Source organism: Nocardia bhagyanarayanae (assembly GCF_006716565.1).
In the GTDB taxonomy this organism is placed as follows: Bacteria; Actinomycetota; Actinomycetes; order Mycobacteriales; family Mycobacteriaceae; genus Nocardia; species Nocardia bhagyanarayanae.
Genome location: NZ_VFPG01000002.1, coordinates 1,356,642 through 1,378,889, shown reverse-complemented (window position 1 = coordinate 1,378,889; position 22,248 = coordinate 1,356,642). Strand labels below are relative to the sequence as shown.

At 69.8% G+C, this 22,248-nt stretch carries 22 protein-coding genes and 1 pseudogene; 9 read left to right on the top strand and 14 right to left on the bottom strand.

All coding sequences use genetic code 11. The features are described from left to right. Window positions 1–19 precede the first annotated feature (19 nt). From FB390_RS33025 to FB390_RS33010, 4 genes are all read right to left on the bottom strand, one after another. Window positions 20–847 (bottom strand): SDR family oxidoreductase, encoded by an 828-nt coding sequence (locus FB390_RS33025; RefSeq protein WP_141813060.1) that lies wholly within the window; start codon window positions 845–847, stop codon window positions 20–22. A 39-nt stretch (window positions 848–886) separates the two neighbouring features. Further along, window positions 887–1,387: a hemerythrin domain-containing protein gene (locus FB390_RS33020; RefSeq protein ID WP_141813059.1), complete on the bottom strand. Its 501-nt coding sequence runs from the start codon at window positions 1,385–1,387 to the stop codon at window positions 887–889. A gap of 96 nt (window positions 1,388–1,483) precedes the next feature. Continuing rightward, a complete protein-coding gene (locus FB390_RS33015) occupies window positions 1,484–2,458 on the bottom strand; it encodes an MBL fold metallo-hydrolase (protein WP_141813058.1) in 975 nt (324 codons plus the stop codon). Between the two features lie 74 nt (window positions 2,459–2,532). Further along, a complete protein-coding gene (locus FB390_RS33010) occupies window positions 2,533–3,426 on the bottom strand; it encodes a serine hydrolase (protein WP_141813057.1) in 894 nt (297 codons plus the stop codon). Window positions 3,427–3,488: 62 nt separating this feature from the next. Here FB390_RS33010 and FB390_RS33005 point away from each other — a divergent pair, with 62 nt between their 5' ends. The 4 genes and pseudogenes from FB390_RS33005 to FB390_RS32995 all read left to right on the top strand — a co-directional run bounded on the left by FB390_RS33005 (window position 3,489) and on the right by FB390_RS32995 (window position 7,485). Beyond that, window positions 3,489–4,517 (top strand): LysR family transcriptional regulator, encoded by a 1,029-nt coding sequence (locus FB390_RS33005; protein WP_141813056.1) that lies wholly within the window; start codon window positions 3,489–3,491, stop codon window positions 4,515–4,517. 71 nt (window positions 4,518–4,588) lie between these two features. Further along, entirely contained in the window at window positions 4,589–5,149 is a 561-nt protein-coding gene (locus FB390_RS33000; RefSeq protein WP_141813055.1) for a DUF8020 domain-containing protein, read from the top strand. A 286-nt stretch (window positions 5,150–5,435) separates the two neighbouring features. After that, window positions 5,436–5,768 (top strand): annotated as a pseudogene (locus FB390_RS33865) (DUF5360 family protein); the annotation flags it as partial. A gap of 589 nt (window positions 5,769–6,357) precedes the next feature. Continuing rightward, on the top strand, window positions 6,358–7,485 hold the full coding sequence (locus FB390_RS32995) for a lipase family protein (protein WP_246124606.1): 1,128 nt from the start codon (window positions 6,358–6,360) through the stop codon (window positions 7,483–7,485). 116 nt (window positions 7,486–7,601) lie between these two features. On the opposite strand, the gene FB390_RS32990 is transcribed toward FB390_RS32995, so the two are convergent. Further along, window positions 7,602–8,699, bottom strand: coding sequence for an esterase/lipase family protein (locus FB390_RS32990; RefSeq protein WP_141813250.1), 1,098 nt, complete (start codon window positions 8,697–8,699; stop codon window positions 7,602–7,604). A 207-nt stretch (window positions 8,700–8,906) separates the two neighbouring features. Here FB390_RS32990 and FB390_RS32985 point away from each other — a divergent pair, with 207 nt between their 5' ends. From FB390_RS32985 to FB390_RS32975, 3 genes are all read left to right on the top strand, one after another. Next, the gene (locus FB390_RS32985; RefSeq protein ID WP_141813053.1) at window positions 8,907–9,569 is read left to right on the top strand and encodes a TetR/AcrR family transcriptional regulator; all 663 of its coding nucleotides are present in this window, start codon (window positions 8,907–8,909) and stop codon (window positions 9,567–9,569) included. Window positions 9,570–9,640: 71 nt separating this feature from the next. Beyond that, entirely contained in the window at window positions 9,641–10,120 is a 480-nt protein-coding gene (locus tag FB390_RS32980; RefSeq protein ID WP_221639454.1) for a cation:proton antiporter regulatory subunit, read from the top strand. 3 nt (window positions 10,121–10,123) lie between these two features. Further along, a complete protein-coding gene (locus FB390_RS32975) occupies window positions 10,124–11,305 on the top strand; it encodes a cation:proton antiporter (RefSeq protein ID WP_141813051.1) in 1,182 nt (393 codons plus the stop codon). Window positions 11,306–11,340: 35 nt separating this feature from the next. Here FB390_RS32975 and FB390_RS32970 read toward each other — a convergent pair whose 3' ends face one another. Further along, window positions 11,341–11,793: a hypothetical protein gene (locus FB390_RS32970; RefSeq protein WP_141813050.1), complete on the bottom strand. Its 453-nt coding sequence runs from the start codon at window positions 11,791–11,793 to the stop codon at window positions 11,341–11,343. A 340-nt stretch (window positions 11,794–12,133) separates the two neighbouring features. On the opposite strand from FB390_RS32970, the gene FB390_RS32965 reads away from it, so the two are divergent. After that, window positions 12,134–12,727: an LppA family lipoprotein gene (locus tag FB390_RS32965; RefSeq protein ID WP_141813049.1), complete on the top strand. Its 594-nt coding sequence runs from the start codon at window positions 12,134–12,136 to the stop codon at window positions 12,725–12,727. Window positions 12,728–12,778: 51 nt separating this feature from the next. On the opposite strand, the gene FB390_RS32960 is transcribed toward FB390_RS32965, so the two are convergent. The 7 genes from FB390_RS32960 to FB390_RS32930 all read right to left on the bottom strand — a co-directional run bounded on the left by FB390_RS32960 (window position 12,779) and on the right by FB390_RS32930 (window position 19,375). Continuing rightward, window positions 12,779–13,609 (bottom strand): RNA polymerase sigma factor SigF, encoded by an 831-nt coding sequence (locus FB390_RS32960; RefSeq protein WP_141813048.1) that lies wholly within the window; start codon window positions 13,607–13,609, stop codon window positions 12,779–12,781. A gap of 119 nt (window positions 13,610–13,728) precedes the next feature. Then, a complete protein-coding gene (locus tag FB390_RS32955) occupies window positions 13,729–14,568 on the bottom strand; it encodes a glucose 1-dehydrogenase (RefSeq protein ID WP_141813047.1) in 840 nt (279 codons plus the stop codon). A 3-nt stretch (window positions 14,569–14,571) separates the two neighbouring features. After that, window positions 14,572–16,359 carry a thiamine pyrophosphate-requiring protein gene (locus tag FB390_RS32950; RefSeq protein WP_141813046.1) on the bottom strand — a complete coding sequence of 596 codons (1,788 nt, stop codon included), beginning with the start codon at window positions 16,357–16,359 and terminating at the stop codon, window positions 14,572–14,574. A 38-nt stretch (window positions 16,360–16,397) separates the two neighbouring features. Beyond that, complete coding sequence (locus FB390_RS32945) at window positions 16,398–16,607, bottom strand: CDGSH iron-sulfur domain-containing protein (protein ID WP_141813045.1); 210 nt, start codon at window positions 16,605–16,607, stop codon at window positions 16,398–16,400. Further along, complete coding sequence (locus tag FB390_RS32940) at window positions 16,585–17,307, bottom strand: HemK2/MTQ2 family protein methyltransferase (RefSeq protein ID WP_342780464.1); 723 nt, start codon at window positions 17,305–17,307, stop codon at window positions 16,585–16,587. Before FB390_RS32940 ends, FB390_RS32945 begins: the two co-directional genes overlap by 23 nt. Further along, window positions 17,270–18,286, bottom strand: a complete 1,017-nt coding sequence (locus FB390_RS32935; RefSeq protein WP_141813044.1) for an iron-containing redox enzyme family protein — start codon at window positions 18,284–18,286, stop codon at window positions 17,270–17,272. The genes FB390_RS32940 and FB390_RS32935 overlap by 38 nt, the downstream gene beginning before the upstream one ends. 87 nt (window positions 18,287–18,373) lie before the next feature. Next, window positions 18,374–19,375: a glycosyltransferase gene (locus FB390_RS32930; RefSeq protein WP_141813043.1), complete on the bottom strand. Its 1,002-nt coding sequence runs from the start codon at window positions 19,373–19,375 to the stop codon at window positions 18,374–18,376. Between the two features lie 371 nt (window positions 19,376–19,746). Here FB390_RS32930 and FB390_RS32925 point away from each other — a divergent pair, with 371 nt between their 5' ends. Next, window positions 19,747–20,730, top strand: coding sequence for an LLM class F420-dependent oxidoreductase (locus FB390_RS32925; protein ID WP_141813042.1), 984 nt, complete (start codon window positions 19,747–19,749; stop codon window positions 20,728–20,730). 4 nt (window positions 20,731–20,734) lie between these two features. On the opposite strand, the gene FB390_RS32920 is transcribed toward FB390_RS32925, so the two are convergent. After that, entirely contained in the window at window positions 20,735–22,174 is a 1,440-nt protein-coding gene (locus FB390_RS32920) for a hypothetical protein (RefSeq protein ID WP_141813041.1), read from the bottom strand. Between the last annotated feature and the right edge of the window lie 74 nt (window positions 22,175–22,248).

Here is a 22,248-nt window from a genome sequence, read left to right as displayed (position 1 = left end):
GCACACCGTCGCCGCGGGTTCAGACCTGGCGCCACTTCTCGTCGTCGAGCATCACGCTGGCCTGCGGCCCCATCAGCAGCATCCCGCCGTCCACCACGAACGACGCGCCGGTCACGTAACCCGCGGCGGGTGTGGCCAGGAACGCGACGACGGACGCGACCTCCCGCGCGTGACCGGGGCGGCCGAGCGGAACGCCGGGGCGTGGCTGCGTGCGCGGGTCCACCTCCTCCTGCCCCGTCATCGGCGTCGAAATCTCCCCCGGCGCAACGGAATTGACCGTGATATCGTGCTCGGCGAGTTCCAGGGCCAAGACCTTGGTCAACGCGCCGAGCCCGGCTTTGGCCGCGCAGTACGGCGCCGCGCCGACCAGCGGCGCGTGCTCGTGCACGCTGGTGATGTTGATGATGCGGCCGCCGTGCCCGCCCTCGATCATGTGTTTGGCGGCGCGCTGCGAACACAGGAACGCACCGTCCAGATCGACCGAGAGCACGTGGCGCCAGGTGTCGAAGTCCATGTCCATGGCCTTCTGCGCGGAACCCGTTCCCGCGCAGTTGACCAGGACGTCCAAGCCGCCGAGTTCGTCGGCCAGCTCATCGATGACCGCGGCGGAGGTGGGCAGGTCGCCGAGATCGAGCTGTCGCACGGCCGCCGTGACGCCGCGCTCGCGGGCCTCCTCGGCGGTCCGGTCGGCGCCCTCGGCGTCGGTGTGGAAAGTGATGCCCACGTCGGCGCCGCCACCGGCCAGCGCGACGGCCACCGCCGCGCCGATACCGGAGTCCGACCCGGTCACCACGGCGCGCAGCGGCGCGCCCGTACGTTCTTCGGGAAGCGGAGCTGTAGTAGCCATGCTCGCCGCATACCCGACCGCCCCGACGTCACACTCCGATCAGGAGATGACGGCGTCGACGGCCTTCTTCAGCGCCGACGGCTGGGCGGGCGAGGTGGGCGCCTTCTTGCGCAGCTCGATCATCCGCGCGCCCAGCTCCTGCAACTGCTTGCGGCCGAGGTGTTCGCGCACCTGCGGGAACCACTCGTTCTCCTCTTCGTCGATGTGGTGGTCGACGTTCTCGATGAGCACGGTGGCCTTGGCGGTGAAGTGCTCGTCTTCGGGCTTCATGGCGGCCAGCTCCGCGACGAGCACGTCGGCCACGTGGTGCTCCTCGTAGGACTCGAGGATGTCGTCCTCGAGTTCGGGGACGAGCTTGCGCACTTCGGGGTACATGCACTCGTTCTCTAGATAGGTGTGCACGGTCAGCGCCTCGATGATCTTGTCGACCACCCGCGCCTTGGTGGTGTGCGCGTCCGACCCCGCCTTCTCGAACTCGCGGAACAGTTTGCGAATGGCCTTGTGATCCTCGCGCAACAGCACGATCGCGTCGGTGCTCATCGGTGGCTCCTCCATCGGGACAACGGCTACCTGATTTCGTTGCCGTCATTCCCGTTCGCCGCCCGCCGAAACCGGCTTCGGCCTCGCCGCCTTCGATCAGCCGAACCGGTACGGCGTCAGGTATTCGGGCACGATCACCTCCGTCTCCGGGCTCGTCGCGCGCACCGCGGCGATCAGCGCGTCGCGGCGCTGCGCGCTCTTGTCGTCGGTGCGCGGCGGGTTGGCCAGCGGTGATTCGAAATCGTCCCAGTGCACCGGAACCACCGTGCGCGGGTGATCGAGCGCGCGCGTCAGCCGCGTGGCGTAGTCGTGCGTGGCGTCGCTGCTGTTGACCGCGATCATGGCGACGTCGGGCGCGGCGCCGGTCAGGTTTCGTTCCACGAAATCGCTTGCGCCCATGAAGAACACCGACGGCCCGCCGTCGACGCGCAGCAGGAACGCCAGCGTGTCGCCCTCGGGCAGATCGGCGATGGTGGCGGGGCGCTCGGGACGGCTGATCCGCACGCCGGGGAAGGTGACCGAATACCGGCTGGTCCGGCTGTGCAGCGAACCGACGATCTCCACGGTGTAGCCGCCGAAATCGAGCACCTCACCGCCGCGCACCACGCTCAGCTGATCGGACGGCACGTCACAGGCTTGCGCCACGTGATACGTCGTCAGGGTGCCGAAGACCCGCGCGCCGCTGCGCGCGGCGATGTGCGGCACGTCGTTGAAGTGGTCCCAGTGGGTGTGCGTGACGAACACGTACTTCGGGTTGCCGATGTGCGGGTCGATCGCGGCGGGATCGACCCGCAGCGGCGCGTTCGCGTCGAAGGCGCCTGCGGCGAGGCCGACCGGGTACCTGCTCAGATACGGGTCGATGAGCAGCGTGTCGCCGCCGATGTCGACGCGCCAGCCCGAGACGCCGAGCCAGCGGAATTCCGCGTTCCCAGCGCCGGGCAGGCGGACGGGTTCGCCGGAATCCCGGCTCGAGAGAAACGCGCCCGCCCCCGCCGCCCCGACGGCCGCGACTCCGGCGCCCGCGGCGGTGGTGCGAAACAAGGTGCGGCGGTTGATCCGTGGAGATGTCATGGCGACGAGACAAGCAGGCCGACGCGGGTCACGTCCAAGATCGAAAACCCGCCATGCCGATACGCGATCGGATATCAGGCCTGGTCGGGACCACTGCGGAGGGCGTCGACGGCGAGCCGCGCCGATCGCGCCATGGCCAGGTCGACGTCGATGCGGCGGGTGGCGAGCTCGTCGCTGCGCGCGAACACCGCCACCGCGTAGCGTCCGCCGTCGGGGTACTCCAGGACGCCCGCCTCCATGTGCAGTCCGGGCAGCGTGCCGGTCTTCGAGGCGACCAGCACTTCGTCCGGGAACGCGGCCGCCAACCTGGTCCAAGAAATCTGACGCCGCAACAGGTCTCGAGTCGCGGCGCACGCCGCCGGACTGCCCGCCTCGTCGCCCCAGATCATGCCGAGCAGCCGGGTGATCTCCCGCGCGGTGCTGGAGGTGGTGTGCTCGGGACGGAAGACCCGCATGTCCGCCACCCGCTCCCTGGGCAGGCTCGGGAAGATCGCGGCGAATTCGGCGGCGGTGCGCGCGCCCGCGTCGGCGAACATCGTCTCCAGCAGCTGGCGCGGTCCGCCGATCACCCGGGTCGCGGCGAGCCCCAGCTCGGCGGCGAGCAGCGCGGGCGTGTCCGGCCCGATCCGGCGCAGCAGCAGATCGGCGGCCGTGTTGTCGCTGACCGACATGGTGAAGTACGCCAGATCGCGCAGCGACATCTCCACGTCGTCGGCGCAGCCCGCGGTGCCCCAGCCGCCGAGCCGGTCCGCAGCGCGCACCAGCACGCGTTCGGTCGGGTCGAGCTGGCCGGCGTCGACCTGCCTGCTGAACTCCAGGATCAGCAGGATCTTGAAGATGGAGGCGATCACCACCTGGTCGTCGGCGTCGACGCCGATCTCGCGCCCGTCGGCCAGGTCGACGGCATGGAACCGGCCGCGCACCGGCAGCTCGGCAAAGATCTCGCGGATGCGCTCCTCGGGTGACACAGGCGGCAACAGTAACCGGCCCGCGCCCGAGCGGCCGATATCCGATCGCATATCGTCGGCCGATGGACCTCGCCCGACACCTGCGCCATTTCCTGGTGGTTGCCGAGGAGATGCATTTCGGCAGGGCGGCCGAGGTGCTCGGGATCGCGCAACCGCCGCTGAGCCAGTCCATTCAGCGGCTGGAACGCGAGCTCGGCGTCGCGCTGTTCGACCGCTCCCGGCGGGCCGTGCAGCTGACGACCGCGGGTCAGCTGCTGATCGAGGAGGCGCGCGCCCTGCTCGCGGCGGAACAGCGGTTGCGCACGGTGGCACGCAAGGCGGGCGACGGCAGTCTGGGAACGCTGCGCGCGGGCGTCCCCCCGGATACGCCCGCGGCCGTGCTGCACCGCCTGCTTCGCGAACTCGCCGCGCAGGCCGCCGGGCTCACCGTGGACCTGCACGAACTGACGACTGCCGAACAGCTCCGTCTGCTCGCCACCGCGGAACTCGACGTCGGACTGGTCGAGCATCCGGTCGACGCGCCCGACCTGCGATACGGACCGACCGCCGAACTGCCCCTCGGCGTCGCGCTGCCCCGCACCTCGCCACTGGCCCGACTACGCGAGGTGAGCCTCGCCGACCTGGCCGGACACGAGCTGATCCTCTTCCCGCGGGCCACCGCTCCCGGCTGGCACGACGAACTGCTCGAGGTGTGCCACACGCACGGTTTCGTTCCAGGGCTGGTCCGGCATGCTAGCAATCCCGAATTCCTGCTCGGACTGGTTCTTTCCGGCAATGGTGTGGCGCTCACCAGGGAGGCGCTGGCCCGGCGCGAGCCGAGAGTGGCCTGGCGTCCCCTCGTCGACAAGCCGCTGCGGCTGCGCGTCGGCGCCGTGTGGCCCGACACCTCGCCGCATCCCGCCGCACCACGCTTTGCGCAGGTCGCCGCCGATGTTCTGGGCGAAGGCGCCGGGCCACTCCCGTTGCCAGCGCCGGAGACGCCGACCGGTCCGTGGTCGGTGGTCTACACCGTCCATCCGGCGCAGCAAAAGCCTTTCGCGAGTGGAGATTTCGCAAAACCGCCCGTTCCGCACGGTTTGACGCGAGAATGAGTACGGCCGAGAACCGGCCTCTTGGGGACGCATCGGCTGTCTTGCCCGAACGAAACACGTAGGGAAACACGATGAGAGTCAATCAATTCGCCGCTTCCGCCCTGCTCGCGATCGGGGCCATCGGCATATCCGCGGGCGCTGTCAACGCCCAGCCCGCCGATCCAGCCGCCCAGGTGTCCGTGCACGGCGTCGACCAGGGCATCGGCTACACCGCCGGGCCGACGTCGGACGGCAGCGGCATCGTCACCACCGTCGAGGGCGGCGCGTTCACGCTCGCCGGTGACGCGCGGACGGTCACCCTCGCCGACGCCTCGGGCCGCATCGTCGCGACCCTGCCGATGGGCTTCACCGCCCACGGCCAAACCTTCGGCCTCACACCGCGCATCACCGACGCAGGCCGGACCCTCACCCTCACGCCGGCCGGCGCCCCGGCCGCCACCACGCAGCACCTGCGCCAGCTCGTCGAGTACGACGAGACCGTCGCGCGCAAGCAGCACAACGCCGTGGTCGGTGCGCTGATCGGTGCGGGTATCGGCGCGGTGCTCGGCTTCTTCCTCGGCGGTGTCGGCGCGCTGGTCACCGTCCCGATCGGCGCGGGCATCGGCGCACTGATCGGTTTCTCCACGCCCTGACCGACATTCACGGCGCGCCGTCACCGAGGAGCGAGCTCGGTGACGGCGCGCCGTCGTGTCCGGCCTGGACTATGCTCGCCACGGGGCACCTCCCCGCGTCCGCCCCGCTCCGGATGGCCCGCCGCAGGAGGCATTTCCCATGGCCGACGCCCGCTTCGCCCGCACCAAGCGGATCATGCTCTGGACCGATCTCGGTTTCCTCGCCCAGTGGGCGCAGTCGGACGCAGTCCGTCGATAGCCATGCGCATGGCCGGAGCGAAGGCGGAGGTACGCGTATTGGGTCGCGACGGCGCTCGGCGCCCTCAGCGTCGGTACGGATCCGTTTCTGCGCCAATGGAACTGGTCGTTCCTCGGGCTCGACCTCGCGGCCATCGGCATCGGGCTCGCGAGCCTGGCCGTCGCGCGCAAGCAGCCGGCGCTAGCCGAGCGGATGATGCTCGTCTCGTTGACCGCGACCGCCGCCGCAGGACTGATGGCGCTGAACTTCTACCTGGTGCGCTGCGAATTCGACCCCGCATGGTGGATACCGAACGCCTGGTTGCTGATCTTCCCCATCGTCGCCATGACCACGATGATGGTCACTTCCGCGGAACGCGGGCACATCCCCGATGCTGGATGATCGCTACCGTTCGTTCCGAGCGGGTGGACTCCCGTGATCGTTGTGATTCCCGCTGATCACGGCCGGTTCGGTGAAGACTCCGGCAATGCTATGTTGGGTCCGAATTCTACTCGGGCGCAATGATGTTCGATCCCTACCCGCAGGTCGCGACGAGAAACCCGGGCAGCGGCACCATTGTGAGATCACACAGTGAACCCGGCGTTCCACTGTGAGAATCATCAAGTTCAGTGCGCCCTTCTCCTCAATACGATCTTGGTTGCGATATGTTCGCCGCGGATAGTGGCCGTCGCCTGCGGCCCCGGGCAGCCACGGAGGCGAAGGAGGTGCGCCAAGCCTGGCACGACATCCGCCGCGAGGGGCGATGGCGTGCACGCGTCTCCAGCGACCCATTCCATTCGACCGCGATCGACGCGGTGACCGAAGTCGCTCCACCGCGTCGTTTCCCTGCCAAATTCGTCACCGATGTCCGCCGCGGCTCCCCCATCCCACGGTCGTCCATCGGCGATGCCCGATGCCCGAAAGAAAGACCGTGTCCAGAGTCACGACTCGAATACTGATCCTCGTCTCGAGCATCCTGTCCCTCGGCGTCATGTGCGCCCCGGCGCAGGCTGATCCCCTTTATCCCGAACCCGATCCGGATCCGTTCTACAGCGCGCCCGCCGAACTGGCCGCGCTGCAGCCCGGTGACGTTGTGCGGACACGCAAGATCGACACCGGTCTCTACGTCGGCACCGAAGGCTGGCAGGTGGCCTTCCGCTCCACCAATTCCGGCGGCAAGCCCATCATGGGCATCACCACCGTCCTGCTCCCCATCGGAGTGCGCAACCCACCCCTGGTCTCCTACCAGGCGCTGATCAATTCCCTTGGCTCCCGGTGCAACCCGTCGCGCTCGCTGTTCAACGGCGAACTCCAGGACGCGCCCGGCGCGATGCTGCCGATCGGCCGCGGCTGGGCCGTCTCCATGCCGGACTACCTCGGCCCGACCGTCGCCTACGGCGCGGCCAAGCTCAGCGGCATGATCACGCTGGACAGCGTGAAGGCGGTGCAGAAGGTCGCCGAACTCGGCCTCGGCGCTTCGCCGGTCGCGATCGCGGGCTACTCGGGCGGCGGCATGGCCACCGCGTGGGCGGCCGCGCTGCAGCCGACCTACGCGCCCGACCTGAAGCTGACCGCCGCGGTGGCGGGCGGCATTCCCGCCGATCTCGAGCAGATGGCGCTCGGTCTCGGCTTCGAACCGCACCCCGGCTTCGGCCTCGCCTTCGCCGCGGCGATGGGTCTGGAACGGGAGTACCCGGACCGGCTGCCGATCTCGGATCAGCTCAACCCGAACGGCCTGTGGTTCCGCGAGTTCACCCACGACGCCTGCCGCCGCTTCCTGCTCTTCCACGGCGCCTTCCGCAGCGCCGAGCAGATGGCCGCGTCCAAGAGCCTGATGGACAGCCCCGAGGCCCGAGAAGTGCTGTACGAGAACAGCTTGCGCCACTTCGACGGCGTGCCGGCCGTGCCGACCTACCTGTGGCAGGGCCGCTACGACACGCTGACGCCGTTCGACTCGCTCGCCGAGACCGCCGATCGCTACTGCAAGGCGGGCGCACCGGTGACTCTGGTGCCCTACGACATCGCCGAGCACATGACCGCTGCCGTCGCCGGATTCGCCGACGCGTGGAACTACGTCGAGGCGCGCTTCCGCGGTGATCCGGTGCCGACCAGCTGCTGATCGAGCATCGAAACCACAAGGGACGCCTAGCCATCCGGCCGGGCGTCCCTTCGTCGTCATCGGCCGGGCACGCGACGGCGCGGTGGCACCGCCCGGTCCCGGTGCGTCGCCGACCGTCAGAGCGAACCGCCGCCGCCGATCATCCACGGGTTGAACATGCACGTCAGCTCGATCGATGCCTGCGGGTCGAGTGCGCGCAGCGCGATGGCCGCGGCGCGCGGCGAGTACATGAGCGTCAGGTGATCGGACATGTCCTGCTCGCAGCCGTCCTGCAGCGCGATGTTCTGCACCGAGGCGTCTGGACCGGGCCGCAGGAAGGTCCATTCGAACGGGTTCGAGATCTGATCGTGCCTGGTGCCGACCGCGGTGTACTCGATGCCCGGGACGGTGTCGCCGTCCCGGTTCAGGTTGGCGTAGAACTCCGAACCGACGACCTGCTGGATGTTGGCCTGGCCGATCAGCGGCCGGTAGAAGCCCAGGATGGGGATGCCGAGGTTGGTGATGAGCCGTCCCAGCGACGCCATGCCCATCAGCGAGGTGCCATGGTTGGTGCCGCCGAAGGAGATCAACTTGCCGACCTTGTCCGCGCCGCCTTCGAATTTCAGGTATTGGCTCGAGACCGGTCCGCCCTGGGAATGCGCGATGATGTCGACCTTCTCTGCGCCGGTGGCGGCAAGCACGGTGTCGACGTACTCGCGGAGCTGGCGGGCCGAATCCTCCATCGGGCCGACGCCGTAGCGGCCGGGCAGGAGCGGTCCGAGGCCGCCGCCCTCGAACAGGCTCGCGCGGCCGAAGTTGAAGGTGAAGACGCAGTACCCGGCGCGGGCGACCCGCGGCGACAGGTACGCGAAGGTGTCGTAGGCGTTGAGCCAGGTGCCGTGCACAAGCACCACCGGACGCGGATGTTCCGCGCTGGGACGGCAATTCGGCTGGTTCGCACCGGCGGGGGCGGCGTCGGGATGGCTCAGCCCATGGGCGAAGGCCGCGAGGAAGGCCGACAGCTCGGGCCCCTCGCCCGCCACCCGGGTGGCGTGGCTGCGCCCGGCCGAACCCGAGCCGCTTCCGGTGTCCACGATGGGCTGCGGCTGCCTGCCGTCCGGCGCGGGCCGCAGTCCGGCGCGGACCAGCTCCGCGAGCTGCTGCTCGACCGACGCGGCCGCCGCGGGCTCGGGCGCGGCCGCCGCCGGGCCGATGGCGTGTGTCGCGCCGAGCATCGTCACGCCCGCGACGACGGCCGCCGCGACCACACCCCGCAGTCGGTCTATCGGTCTGTGTCTGGCTCGGGCAAGAGAGACGACCCGCATGGAATCACGCTCCAAAACTAGCGGTGAAAGTTTCCAAGCGACCGTAAAGCCGATAAACTAGCAGCGCAAGTTTTTGTCTCCTGCGACAATGCTGCGACAGGACAAGGAGGCAAACCCGTGGCCCGACCCCGCCACCCGCTGCTCACTCGAGCGCGCATCGTGGCCACCGCGCTGGCCCTGCTCGACGCCGAGGGCATGGCGGCGGTGTCGACCAGGCGCATCGCCGCCGAGCTCGGCGTCCAGGGACCGTCGCTGTACAACCATGTCGGCACCAAGGACGAACTCATCGATGCCATCGCCGACACGGTGCTCGGCGAGGTCGACACCGGCATGTTCGCCGCGCTCGGCCCGGAGAACCCGGATTGGCGTACGGCGCTGTGGGATTGGGCCTACTCCTACCGAGCCGCCATGGCCGCCCACCCGAACATCGTCCCGGCGCTGGCGGGCGGCCCCGGGCACCGCCCCAACGCGCTGCGGATCGCCGACGCGGTGTTCGGCGGCCTGGTGGCGGCGGGCTGGCCGCGCCGCGAGGCGACCACGGTCGGGGCACTGATGCGCTACTTCATCACCGGCTCCGCGCTCGCGTCGTTCGCCGCGGGGTTCCCCGCCGACGCGACGGTCTACGGCGGCGACTACCCGCACCTCAGCGAGGCCCATCTGCTCGCGGGTCGGCAACATCGCATCGACGAGGACGCCTTCGAGGTCGGGCTGCGGGCGCTGCTCGACGGACTCGGCGACCGCTATCGCGAGGTCCGCGACGCGCTGCCCGATCGCCACTGATTCGCTGCCGCCCTCGGCGGCTGTTGGCACGACGGGGAACGAGCCCGAATTGTCCGGATAGGGTGGGAGTTGTGAACGTAGAGGTAACACCCTTGCCGGGTATTGGTGTCCGCAAAGACTTTCCATTGAGGAACAACCGACGGGTCGGCGTGATCGACCACCGCGACGGCACTTTGGACCTGATCGTCAGCAAGCCCGACAACCCCGACGTCACCGACCAGATCTCGCTCACCCGGCGCGAAGCGTCGCTGCTCGCCAACTTGCTCGGCGCACCGCAGGTGGTCGCGCAATTGCAGGAGGAGCACCGCGAATTCGACGGGGTGACCACCCGGCAGCTCACCGTCCGCGCCGGCTCCCCCTACGACGGCAGGCCACTCGGCGACACCGGGATGCGCACGCGCACCAAGACGTCCATCGTCGCGCTCGTGCGCGCCGGTCACGTGATCGCCTCGCCGGGGCCGGAGTTCGTGTTCGCCGCCTTCGACGTCCTGATCGTCGTCGGCACCGCGGACGGTCTAGCGGCCGCCGCCATCATCCTGACGGACGGCTGAGGCGTGGTGGCACACGAAACCGCGCTCTCCTTGATTCAGCTGGGCGCGGTCTTCTTCGGCCTCGGTCTGCTCGGCCGCATCGCCGCGCGCATCGGCATGTCGCCGATCCCGTTGTACCTGGTCGGCGGTTTGATGTTCGGCACAGGCGGTCTCGTCGAACTGGACCACGTCGATTCGTTCATCCATCTGGCCAGCGAGATCGGCGTCGTCCTTCTCCTGCTGCTGCTCGGCCTGGAATACACTGCCGCCGAGCTCGTCACCGGCCTACGCCGATCCTGGGCGGCCGGGATCGTGGACATCGTGCTCAACGCCACTCCCGGCGTCCTCGTCGCGCTCTTCCTCGGCTGGGGTCTGGCCGGGGCCATCGCCATGGCGGGCGTCACCTACATCTCCTCGTCGGGCATCGTCGCCAAGGTGCTCAACGATCTCGGCAGGCTGGGCAACCGGGAGACCCCGACGATTCTGTCCATCCTGGTATTCGAGGACCTGGTGATGGCCGGCTACCTGCCGGTGCTGACGGCGGTGCTCGCGAGCGCCGGATTCCTGGCCGGTCTCACCACGGTCGGAATCGCCCTGGCCGCGGTCACAGTGGTGCTCGTGGTCGCGCTGCGCTTCGGGCGCTACGTCTCGATGATCGTGGACAGCGACGATCGCGAGATCTTCCTGCTCAAGCTGCTCGGCTCGGCGCTGCTCGTCGCGGGTCTAGCGTCCGCGCTGCAGGTCTCGGCGGCGGTGGGGGCGTTCCTGCTCGGTATCGCGATCTCGGATTCGACGGCGCACAACGCCACCAAGATCCTGGAGCCGCTGCGCGACTTGTTCGCCGCGCTGTTCTTCGTGCTGTTCGGGCTGAGCACGGATCCGGCGACCATTCCCCCGGTGCTCGGCTGGGCCTGCCTGCTCGCCGTGGTCACGACGGCCACCAAGGTCGCCACGGGCTGGTGGGCCGCCAAACGCGCGGGCACCTCGCGGTACGGGCGGGCGCGCGCGGGCACGGCGTTGGTCGCGCACGGCGAGTTCTCCATCGTCATCGCGGGATTGGCCGTCACCGCGGGCGCGGTGCCGACCGAGTTCGCGGCGCTGGCGACGACGTACGTGCTGCTGATGGCGGTGCTCGGCCCGATAGCGGCGCGTGTGGTGGAACCCGTCCTGGTGTGGCGCGACCGTCGCGCGGCCCGTCCCGTCTGACGAGCGCCCCTCCGGAAACGACCCGGCGCGGCCCCTCAGCGTAGCGGGGCCGTCGTGGTGTTCGACCGGCCGACGTACTCGTCGTTGAGCAGGTGATAGGCCTGCCCGAGATCGGTCAGCGCACGCCGCCAACGGTTTTCGGCATCGCTGCCCGCGGGGTTGCGGCTCAGCTCCAGCAACGCCGTGGTGGCGTCGGCCGACCGGGTGGCCGCGGCGAGCAGCACCGGCGCGGGCTCGGCGGTGGCGTCCTCGGCCAGCGCGCCGATGCGGTCGTGCAACTCCGCGGCGTCGGCGCACATCCGCTCGGCCGGGTCCTCGGCCACCGGAATGGCATGGCGCCCTTCGCCGCCGACCACGCGTCGCAGCAGACCGACCAGCAGCGCCCGCTCGGCGGCGGCGTCCCTCGGTCCGTCGAAGGGCGGGTCCAACGTGTCCGGGTCGATGTGCAGGATCGCCAAGACGGCCCGCAACTGCGCGATGGTCACCACGTTCTCGGTCCCTCCCTGCCCCGCGCCGGGCGACCGATGTGTTCGTCCGCCTGGATTGTCCCCGTCACCGCACACCCCTTCTCGTCGGCCGCGCGCGACGCGCGAACCTCCGTCGCCGCCGGGCCGGGGATAGTGTTTGCCAGATCTTCACTGAACGAGGGCCAAACTATACAAAACCTCGGCGGATGTCTCGGGAATCGACATCTAAAAGAGCGTCTCGCGGGGTGGCGGCCGCGGTCGCGGCGCGTCGCGATCCGCGCCCGCGCGCCGCCGGTCGCGAATAGGATTGCGCGGGAAGCGCGCTCGCGATCGATGCGGCCGCGGAAAGCGTGGGGAGACGATGACGACCGGACCGCGGCGGCAGCCCGCCGCACTGCGCTCGATCGCCGCACTGGCGGTCGCCTGTCTGACGACCGGCGGCTGCGCGACCCTGCTCGGTGATCCCGCTCCGCCGCCTTCCGCCGACGAGATCGCGGCGGTCACAGCCGAATTGACCGAATTGCCGTCTTCCGAGGTCGCCGAACAACAGGTCGCGTCGGTCGTCGAACAGATCGCGGCCGCCGCCGCGGCGCTCGAACCCGCGCTGCGGTGGAGTCGGATCGACGACCGCGCGATCGGGCCCTGCTACGGGCCTTACGCGCACACCGGCGGCAGGCGCGTCGTCCTGCCGCGCTACCGCACCGACGGTTCGCTGCCCGCGGCGGCGTGGCCGGGCTTTCAGGAGACGGCCCGCGCGCTGGCCGCGTCCGTCGGGGCGACGGACATGCTGCCGGGCGGTAGCTCGTCACCCGACCGGCACGTCACCTTCGAGGGCGGCGACGGCGCGCGGTGGGACAGCAACACGGAGCTGTCGATCCTCGCGGACGCTCGGTCGATGACGATCACCGCGACCGTGGGTTGCCGTCTGCCGGCCGACGATCGACCGGGCGCGTAGCGGTCGTCCGCGACGGCCGCACCGTCATCGGATTGCCGGTCCCCGAGCGCGTCAGGCCGCCACGTACTCGGTGTCGTCGCCGAGCGCCCGGTCGCGCAATGTCTTCAACGTCTTGGCGAGGATGCGCGAGATCTGCATCTGCGACACCCCGAGACGCTCGGCGATCTGGGCCTGGGTCCGGTTCTCGAAGAATCGCATGACGAGCACTTGGCGTTCCCGCTCCGGCAGTTCGGCGATGAGCGGACGCACGGCCATCGCGTCCTCCAGCAGCCGATAGCAGGGCTCCTCCGCGCCGAGGGTCTCCACAGCGGCGCGCGGCGAGCCGTCGTCGTCGTTGTCGCGCGACGTGGCGTCCAGCGAGCCCGCCTGGTAGCCATTGCTCGCGACCAGCGCCTGGGTGATCTCGGTGAGCTCCACATCCAGTTCGGCGGCGAGTTCGCGGGCGGTGGGCATGCGGCCGAGCCGCTGCGCGAGCGTGTCGGTGGCGGGGCCGATCAGCTGCTGAATCTCCTTGAGACGCCGCGGCACTCGCACCGACCAGGTGCGATCGCGGAAGTGCCGCCGCACCTCCCCCATCACGGTCGGCACCGCGAACGACAGGAAGGAGCTCCCGCGGGAGACGTCGAAGCGGTCCACGGCCTGCACCAACCCGAGGCGGGCGATTTGGTGCAGGTCGTCGAACGCCTCGCCGCGGCCCGCGAAGCGACGCGCGATGTGTTCGGCCAGCGGCAGGCACATACGGACGATGTCCTCCCGCAGCCGCTGCCGGTGCGGGTCGTTCTCCTCCAGGCTCGCCAGCTTCTCGAACCACGGCTCGACGTTGTCGTAGGTGTCCGTCCGGGCGGCGTCGTCCGCGGTGCCCACGGTCGATTCATGCTTCATCCGATGTACCTCGTTCCCACTGAATTCGACACTGATGGGATACCCGCGTCGCCGTTATCGAAACGTGATCGCAAAGAAACCGGGCCTCACCTGGGCCGACGACCACCGCCCCGCACAGATCAGAGGATCGGCCGCCCGCCGGTCACGGCGAGCCGCGCGCCCGAGATGTAGCTGCCGTCGTCGGAGGCGAGCAGGACGTAGGCCGCCGCGAGTTCGGCAGGCTGTCCCGCCCGCCCCAGCGGCGTGTCGTCGCCGAATTTCTTGACCTTCTCCACCGGCATGGTCGACGGGATCAGCGGCGTCCAGATCGGTCCCGGCGCGACGCTGTTGACCCGGATCCCGCGCTCCCCCAACAGCTGCGCGAGGCTGGCGGAGAAGTTCGCGATGGCCGCCTTGGTCGCAGCGTAGGGCGCCAGCGTCGGCGAGGGCATGTCCGAGTTCACCGACGAGCTGCCGATGATCGACGAGCCCGAAGGCATATGCGGGAGCGCGGCTTTCACGAGATAGAAGTACGCGCCGACGTTCAGCTTGAAGGTGTGGTCGAACTCCTCGTCGGAGATCTCCTCGAGGGTCTCGTGGGTCATCTGGTAGGCGGCGTTGCTGACCAGCACGTCCACCTTGCCGAACTCCTGCACGGCGCGATCGATGACGGCGCGGCAATGCGCGGGATCGGCGAGATCGCCCGCGACCAGCACGGCCTTGCGGCCCGCCTGGGTCACGAGGTCGGCGACCTGCTTCGCGTCCTCGTCCTCGTCGAGATAGGAGATCAGCACGTCGGCGCCTTCCCTGGCGAACGCGATCGCCACCGCGCGCCCGATGCCGCTGTCGGCGCCGGTGATCACCGCTGCCTTACCGGTGAGCTTGCCCGAACCGCGGTAGCTGTCCTCGCCGCAGTCCGGCACCGGCGTCATCCTGGCCTGGACCCCGGGGACCTCTTGCTGCTGCTCCGGAAAACCCATTGTTCAACTCCTCCTGATGAATTCCTGCGCTTTGGCTTTCATGCCCTGGGTGATGAACCGCCTGGCCTCGGGATCGCCGCGCAGCACGGCTTCGGCGGTGTCCTTCAACTGCTCCCAGGTGGCGTGCGGTGGAATGGGCGGCACCTCGGGATCGCACAGCACGTCGAGCAGCACCGGACCGTCGGCATTCAGTGCGCGATCCCAGGCCGGACCCAGGTCCTCGGGCGCCTCGACGGTGATCGCGGCCAACCCCATGACCCGGGCGACCTCCGCGTAGGAGACCTCCGGAAGCGATTGGGACTCCTCGAATTTCGGCGAGCCGCCCATCGCGCGCAGCTCCCAGGTGACCTGGTTGAGATCGTTGTTGTGGAAGACGCAGACGATCAGCCGCGGATCCGACCACCTGCGCCGGTAGCGGGCGATGGTGAGCAGTTCGGCGAGCCCGTTCATCTGCATCGCGCCGTCGCCGACCAGTGCGATCGCGGGCCGGTCCGGGTGGGCGAACTTCGCGCCGATGGCGTACGGGACGCCCGGACCCATCGTCGCCAGCGTGCCGGACAGCGAGCCGCGCATCTGGCCGCGGAAGCGCAGGCACCGGGCATACCAGTTGGTCGAGGAGCCCGAATCCGCCGTGACTATGGCGTTCTCGGGAATGCGTTCGGACAGTTCCCAGACCACGCGCATCGGGTTGAGCGGGCGCGCGTCCAGCATGGACTGGCGTTCGAGCGTCTGCCACCAGCGGGCCACATTCTTCTCCACCGTCTCCCGCCACGACCGATCGGTCTTGCGCTGGATCAGCGGAACCAACTCGGCCAGTGTGGATTTCGCGTCGCCGATCAGATTCACCTCGGTCGGGTACCGCATGCCGATCATGGTGCCGTCGATATCGATCTGCACCGCACGCGCCTGACCGAACTCGGGCAGGAACTGCGAGTAGGGGAAGTTGGAGCCGACGATCAGCAGGGTGTCGCAGTCGCGCATCAGCTCGTAGCTCGGCCTGCTGCCGAGCAATCCGATCGGCCCGGTGACGAACGGCAGGTCGTCGGGGAGCACGTCCTTGCCGAGCAGCGCCTTCGCCACGCCCGCACCGGTGCGGTCGGCGATCTCCACGACCTCCGCGGCAGCCGAGCGCGCGCCCTGGCCGATCAGGATCGCGACACGGGATCCGGCGTCGAGGATCTCCGCGGCGCGCCGGATCTCGTCGCTCGACGGGATCACCCGCGCGGGCGGCAGCGCGCCCGGCGGGCTGGAGGGCACCTGCTTGAACGCGTGCTCGGGTGGCTCGTACTCCTCCTCCTGGAGATCGGAGGGAATGATCACCACCGTCGGCGCGCGCCGCGTGATGGCGACGCGGAAGGCGCGGTCGAGCGCGTTGGGCAACTGACTGGCGACATTGACCTCGACCACGTACTCGGCGACGTCCTGGAACAGATTCTGCAGATCCACTTCCTGCTGGTAGCTGCCGCCCATGGCGCTGCGCGCGGTTTGCCCGACGATCGCCACCACCGGAACGTGATCGAGCTTGGCGTCGTAGAGGCCGTTCAGCAGATGGATCGCGCCCGGCCCCGAGGTGGCGGTGCAGACACCGGCGTTGCCGCTGAATTTCGCGTAGCCGGTGGCCTCGAAGGCCGACATCTCCTCGTGCCTGGCCTGGATGAAGGCCGGGTCGTCGTCGGCCCGCCCGAAGGCGGCGACCAAGCCGTTGATGCCGTCACCGGGATATCCGAAGACCTGTTGGACACCCCATTCGCGCAGTCGTCGCACGACGTAGTCGCCGACCTGTTGACCCATGGTTCCTCCTGTCCGTGCGTCGCTGTCGGAATCCGTCCTCAGGCGGTGGCGCGGCGGTGTTTGCGGTGGCTGGTGTCACACAGGGGGTAGTTCGCGGAGCGGCGGCACAGGCAGATCGCGACCTGGAAGCGGTCGCAGCGGATCGTCCTGCCGTCGGCGGTGACGAGTTCCACCGGGCCCTCGACGAGCGCGGGCCCGTCGTCGGTGAAAGTGACTCGCCTGGGCTCACTTTCGGATTCGATCGGCACGGATCACCACCAGATCTTCCTTGTCCTGGCCGGGTTCGATGAGCCCGATCGAGGCGAGCCAGTCGGCGCGCTCGCGCAGCACCGGCCCGAAGGGGACGGTGTGGCGGGCCACGATCGCGGCTTTCAAACCGGTGTCACGCAATTGGGTCAGCGTGCTGTCCGGATCGGAAAGGATCGAGTGCACGACCAGCGCCGCGCCCCGGGGTTTCAGCAGCTCCGGCATCATCCGGCACAGCCGGTCGAGCGCGCCGCGCCCCGATACTCCCGCGTTCCAGGCCCGCGCCGGACCGCGTCGCCCCGCGCCCGCCGGCGCGGGGACGTAGGGCGGGTTGGCGAGGACGAGATCGAAGCGACGTCCGCGCAGCGCGCAGCTGAAGTCGCCACGGATCACCTCGGCCTCGATACCCCTGATCCGGCAGTTCAGCCACGCCGACGCCGCCGCGGAGCGGGAGATGTCCACGGCCGTGACCGCCGAGGCTCCGCCGCGCGCGGCCGCGATGGCCAGCGCCCCGCTTCCGGTGCACACGTCGAGCACATGCCCACCGCGCGGAATGCCCGCCTCGGACAGCGCCTTGGCCAGCAGCCAGGTATCCGTTTGCGGGCGATAGACCCATGGCGGGCGAAGCAACATCACGTACGCCGGATAGCCGAAATGAGCCGAACTAATCGTGCGCGCCCACCGAACCCGGCTCACCGTCACGCAGCGAACCGCGTCCCGCCTCCCAGCAGCCCAGCACATGCTCGGCGAACCGGTCCTCGAGGAAGTTCGTCGCCTGGATCCCGAATACCACCGATTCGGTCAACGCGGGCTCCTGGGCGAGCAGGTCGCCGATCACGTCGCGGCGCATGACCTGTTCGTGCACCGCGTCGGCCTCCACATGCTCGCGGTAGAACAGCGTGCAGGCGGGGTCGGCGTCGAGACGGCGCAGCGCCTCCACCATCCGCCGCGCCCCCGGCGGCGAGCTGATCTCCACGGTCGCGAAATGACCGACCAGCGCCCCGCGCAGCTCACGGTGCAGCCCGAACAGCGAGATCGTGTCCATCAGCGCGAACATCGGCGCCGGAATCACGTCCAGATAGTGCAGATAGTCCGGATTCAGGCCCGCCGCGGCCATCAGATCGGCGTACAGCTTGGCGTGCACGCGTTCGCCGCGCCCGCCGCCGAACTCGTCGAACTCGACCGCGACCAGCGACGCCTTCGCCTGACCGCGCAGCCGCGGAATCGCCCACGCGTACGGATCTGCCTCTTTGTGGTGGTAGAGCGAACGGTGCACCAGGTACTCGCGCATCTGCCACCATTCGCCGCGATCGAGCAGGAACTGGCTCGGCCCGCTCGCCTCGACCGGCGTGACGAGCAGCTCTTCGAGTTCCCCTTCCAGGTCGGTCCCGCCGGGGACGGCGTCGCGCAGCCCGCGGAGCAGCCGCTGTTCCATCTCCGCGCGCAGCCCGAGCAGACCGGGATCCCACTCCCAGCCGGGATCGACCGCCGCGAAGCCGTAGTAGTGCAGCTCGTAGCAGGTGTGCAGGGCGAGCAGCAGATCCTCGTCGAACGGATCCGTCGACCCGGCCCGCGGTACGGACTGCCCCGGCGCGCCGCGCAGCAGCTCGACCACCGCCGCGGACAGCTCGCCGCGCGGCTCGGGCATGGGGTGGGCTTTCGGGACCATGGTCGCTGTCATGCTGGTCGTTTACCCCGCTCGCGCCGGGTTATCGCCCAGTTTCCACGCGAGTCCGCCGCCAACCGGGTCACGCGACGACCACGGTTCTCACGAGGCCGACCGCAGCCGCTCGGCGACGACCTCGCCGATCGCCGCGGCCGCGCGCACCCCGGCGCCACGGGTCTGCCATGCGCGCCAGCGGCCGGTGTCCAGCTCGCGGGCCCGCGCGAGCAAGCCGGGCCAGTCCTCGAGATCGGGCCAGCGGTCCACCGTCAGCGCCATGCCCGCCGACGCGAGCGTGCGCGCGGTGGCCAGTTGCTCGTCGAACGGGCGCGGCGCGGGAACCACCACGGCGGGTTTGCCCGCGGCGGCGACATCGGCGATCGCGCCCTGCCCCGCGTGCGTCACGATCACGTCGGCCCGGCACAACTCCGGCCACGGGTCGTCCACCCAATCGCCCAATCCGATACCGCGCCAGTGAAATTGGTTGTGTCGCAGGGCGCAGGCGCGCACCATCCCCGCCGTGAACGCGGCGCCGCCCGCGCCGCCGACGACCAGCACCGTCGGGCGTTCGTCGCGCGCCGCGAACAGCGGGGGGCGGCCGTCGAATCGGGTGATGCCGCCGACATAGCGGGTCTTGTCCGCGTACGGGCGCAGCCACGACGGGTCGTAGAGTTCGCGCGGCCACGCCGCGATCAGGCGTTCGGCGATGCGGTGCACCAGCTGGTGGGCCGGATCGGTGCGGGCGCCCGGCAGCGCCATGCAGATGACGGGCACCCCGTGCAGGCGGGCCAGCAGCGCCACCTCCACTGACACGTCCACCACCAGCGCGTCCGGCCGCGTCGCCGCGATCCACGCCGCGACCGCGGCCATCCGCTCGGCCAGCCTGCGATCATGGCGCGGCGCCCAGTGCAGGACGCCCGACGCGGTGGGATCGCGGACCGTCGCGGCGAGGTTGCCGGCGGGCAGGTGCACGACGTCGTCGAAGACGTCGTCGTCGGAAAGGGTCAGCGAGGTCAGCGCCGTGACCGGCTGCGCGAGGCAGGCGCTGATGCGGCGAGCCCGGACGAGGTGTCCCGAGCCGTGGTGGTGGATGTAGTAACCGATCACGTGGCCCCCCGGTGCGTGCGGGGCCCCTCAATCGGCAGCGGGCGATGGCGGCGCGGATTCGCCGCGGCGAACCACACCGGGTTCGGGCCGCCGGGCCCCGGTGCCCATTGCGCGAGACCGTTCATCGGACCTCCCGGCGGATCTGCGGTGACGTGCGACGATGCGGATCTACCCGGCCCTGTGCCCGGCAAACTTCGATGGCGCAGCCCGGACGGAGTCCGTCATCGACCGGCGCATGGCCGGAGCGAAGGCGGAGGGTACGCGTAGATCACGTTCCACCGGCAGGTGGGTTCGCGCTGTCGTTTGCCGGAGGTGGGCGGGGGTAGCCGGTCGGTGATCGACCGGCTACACACCCAGCGAAGGAGGTAGCGATGCAGATCGGATACAAGCTGGCGGCAGAGGGTTTCGGTCCCGCCGAACTGATCCGCCAGGCCGTGCAGGCCGAGCGCGCGGGTTTCGACTTCGTCGAGATCAGCGACCACTTCCATCCCTGGCTGGACAACCAGGGCCACTCGCCGTTCGCCTGGACCGTGCTCGGCGCCATCGCGGCGCGCACCGACCGCATCGGCATGGCCACCGGCGTCACCTGTCCGATCCTGCGCTACCACCCCGCGATCGTGGCCCAGGCCGCCGCCACCATGGCGCTGGTCTCCGACGGCCGTTTCACGCTCGGCGTCGGGTCCGGCGAACGGCTCAACGAGCACATCGTCGGACTCGAGTTCCCGGACTCGGTGCGGGTGCGCCACGAGATGCTGCGCGAAGCGCTCGAGATCATCCGGTTGCTCTGGAGCGGCGGCTATCAGTCGTATTCGGGCAAGTACCTGCATCTCTCGGACGCCAGGATCTTCGACCTGCCCGAGCGGCTTCCGGTGATCGCGGTCGCGGCGGGCGGGTCCGAATCGGCCAAGCTGGCCGCCGAACTCGGCGACGGCCTCTTCGCCACCGACGCCGACCCCTCGATCGTTCGGCAGTACCGCGAACACGGCGGCGAGGGGCCGCGCTACGCCGAGGTGCCGCTGGCCTGGGCGCCCGACGAACATACCGGTGCGCAGGCGGCACTGGAGACCACCCGCTGGGCGCTCACCGGGTGGAAGGTCATGAGCGAGCTACCCAACCCGGTCAACTTCGCCGCCGCCAGCGCAACGGTCCGCGAGGAGGACATCCGCGACCACTTCACCTGCGGCTCCGACCCGGACCGCTACGTGGAGGCCGTCCGCGCCTACACCGACGCGGGATTCGACCATCTCGTGCTGCAGAATGCCGGACCGGACCCGGACGGCTTCCTCGAGTTCTATCGCGACGAACTCGATCAGCGGCTGCGCGGTTCGCTCACCCCGGCCGCGAGTCCGAGCTGAGCGTTCAGCGCTGCCTGCCGGTGCGGGCCCGCCTGCGCGCCTCCTGCATCTCGGCGAGTTCCTGTTCGAGCGCCTCGGCGATGCGGAACTGCCCGGTGTCGTAGATGCCCGACGAGCGAACCACCTCGTGGTAGGCGTTGTCCGGATCCGGCGGCGCCGCCTTGCGCGAGTCCTTCGCGTTGCGCGAGTCCTTCGCGATGCGGGAGTCCTTCGTGCTCATCTTGATCGACGCGCTCTCGGTGGCCGGACGCGACGCGGCGGGCTTGTCGATCTCGATCGGCTTGGTCGGCGGCGGGGGCGTCTGCCGGACGACCACCTTGGCGGCCACCGGCTCCGGCGTCCGCGCCGGGGCGGGCTCGACGACCGGCTTGTCCACCTTGGCTGCCGCCGCGGGCTTTTCGGCCCGCAGCGGCTCGGCCGTGGCGGGCGCCTTGCCGTTGCCGTTCGCGGCGGGCTGCCCGGATTCGGCGGGCGCGCGGCGCTTCTCGACCCGTGCGGGCGGCGCGTCCTCGGGCGCGGCCTCCGCGGTGTCGGTCTCGTCGACCTCGGGCTCCGCGTACTGCTCCTCCTCGACCTCCGGCTCGGCTCGCGGCGCGGGCGCCGGTCGCTCGGCAGCGACGACGACGCTCTCGCGCCGGACCAACGCTGGCAAGCTGGCCCGAATCTGTTCGGCCGGGTCGGGCATATCGCGCACTTGCTCGGTGGCCCGGTGGATGGCCAGGCCGTACCGCGCGCTCGCGGCGTCGTGAATCAGCAGGGCCACACCGATCATCACGGGGGCGATGGCGTGCACGGCCACCTCGTACCACTGGCCGGAGCGCAGGTACGGGTAGGTGTTGAGGCCGACGGTCAGTGACAGCAGCGCCATTTCGGCGGCGGCGACCTGGCGGCGATTGTCGACCACGCCCCACTCGGCCACCTTGTTGGTGCCGATCATGATGATGATCAGACAGACGCTGATCATCCCTTCCAGCAGATAGCTGAACCAGTAGAGCGGGTCGCTCGGGCCGCCGGGTGCGATGTTGTGCTGCACGTTGACCGCGGACCACAGCATGCCCGCGCCGACCACGCCGGCCAGCGCGCGTAGCGACCAGGCGCGATGCCGGTACAGCGAGGCGAGCTTGGCGTGCGGACTGGATTCGCGCCGCTGCGCGGCGATCGCCTTGCGGGCGAGCAACAAATCTCGCATATCGGCCTTCGCGATTTCTTCCGCCGTGTGCCTCGCGCGGTCGGAGGCGACCGCGGCGGCCTGCACCTCTTTCCAGCGCTGCCCACGATCCTGTTCGCGAATTCGCTCGGCGAGTTCGCGTTCGGCGTGTAGTTCGTCCTCGGACAGCGCCTCGGTGAGAGCCGGGTCGAACTGATAAGCCAGCCGTCCGCGGGCCTTTTCGACCCGCCGCGCCAGCTGCGTGACCTCGTCCTCGATGGGGTGCTCTATGGTCAAATCGACCTCCGACCGTGGAGATCCGATGGCAGGCAAGTGATCACGAGTGTGAACAGCACCCCACATTCATAGTC

Coding starts and splice junctions, on each gene's coding strand:
- FB390_RS33005 (WP_141813056.1), top strand. CDS start 3,489: ATGGACCTCGCCCGACACCTGCGCCATTTCCTGGTGGTTGCCGAGGAG.
- FB390_RS32935 (WP_141813044.1), bottom strand. CDS start 18,286: ATGACAGCGACCATGGTCCCGAAAGCCCACCCCATGCCCGAGCCGCGC.
- FB390_RS32925 (WP_141813042.1), top strand. CDS start 19,747: ATGCAGATCGGATACAAGCTGGCGGCAGAGGGTTTCGGTCCCGCCGAA.
- FB390_RS33000 (WP_141813055.1), top strand. CDS start 4,589: ATGAGAGTCAATCAATTCGCCGCTTCCGCCCTGCTCGCGATCGGGGCC.
- FB390_RS32950 (WP_141813046.1), bottom strand. CDS start 16,359: ATGGGTCAACAGGTCGGCGACTACGTCGTGCGACGACTGCGCGAATGG.
- FB390_RS32960 (WP_141813048.1), bottom strand. CDS start 13,609: ATGAAGCATGAATCGACCGTGGGCACCGCGGACGACGCCGCCCGGACG.
- FB390_RS32965 (WP_141813049.1), top strand. CDS start 12,134: ATGACGACCGGACCGCGGCGGCAGCCCGCCGCACTGCGCTCGATCGCC.
- FB390_RS33015 (WP_141813058.1), bottom strand. CDS start 2,458: ATGACATCTCCACGGATCAACCGCCGCACCTTGTTTCGCACCACCGCC.
- FB390_RS33020 (WP_141813059.1), bottom strand. CDS start 1,387: ATGAGCACCGACGCGATCGTGCTGTTGCGCGAGGATCACAAGGCCATT.
- FB390_RS32995 (WP_246124606.1), top strand. CDS start 6,358: ATGTGCGCCCCGGCGCAGGCTGATCCCCTTTATCCCGAACCCGATCCG.
- FB390_RS32990 (WP_141813250.1), bottom strand. CDS start 8,699: ATGCTCGGCGCGACACACGCCATCGGCCCGGCGGCGGCCGCGCCCGAG.
- FB390_RS33025 (WP_141813060.1), bottom strand. CDS start 847: ATGGCTACTACAGCTCCGCTTCCCGAAGAACGTACGGGCGCGCCGCTG.
- FB390_RS32955 (WP_141813047.1), bottom strand. CDS start 14,568: ATGGGTTTTCCGGAGCAGCAGCAAGAGGTCCCCGGGGTCCAGGCCAGG.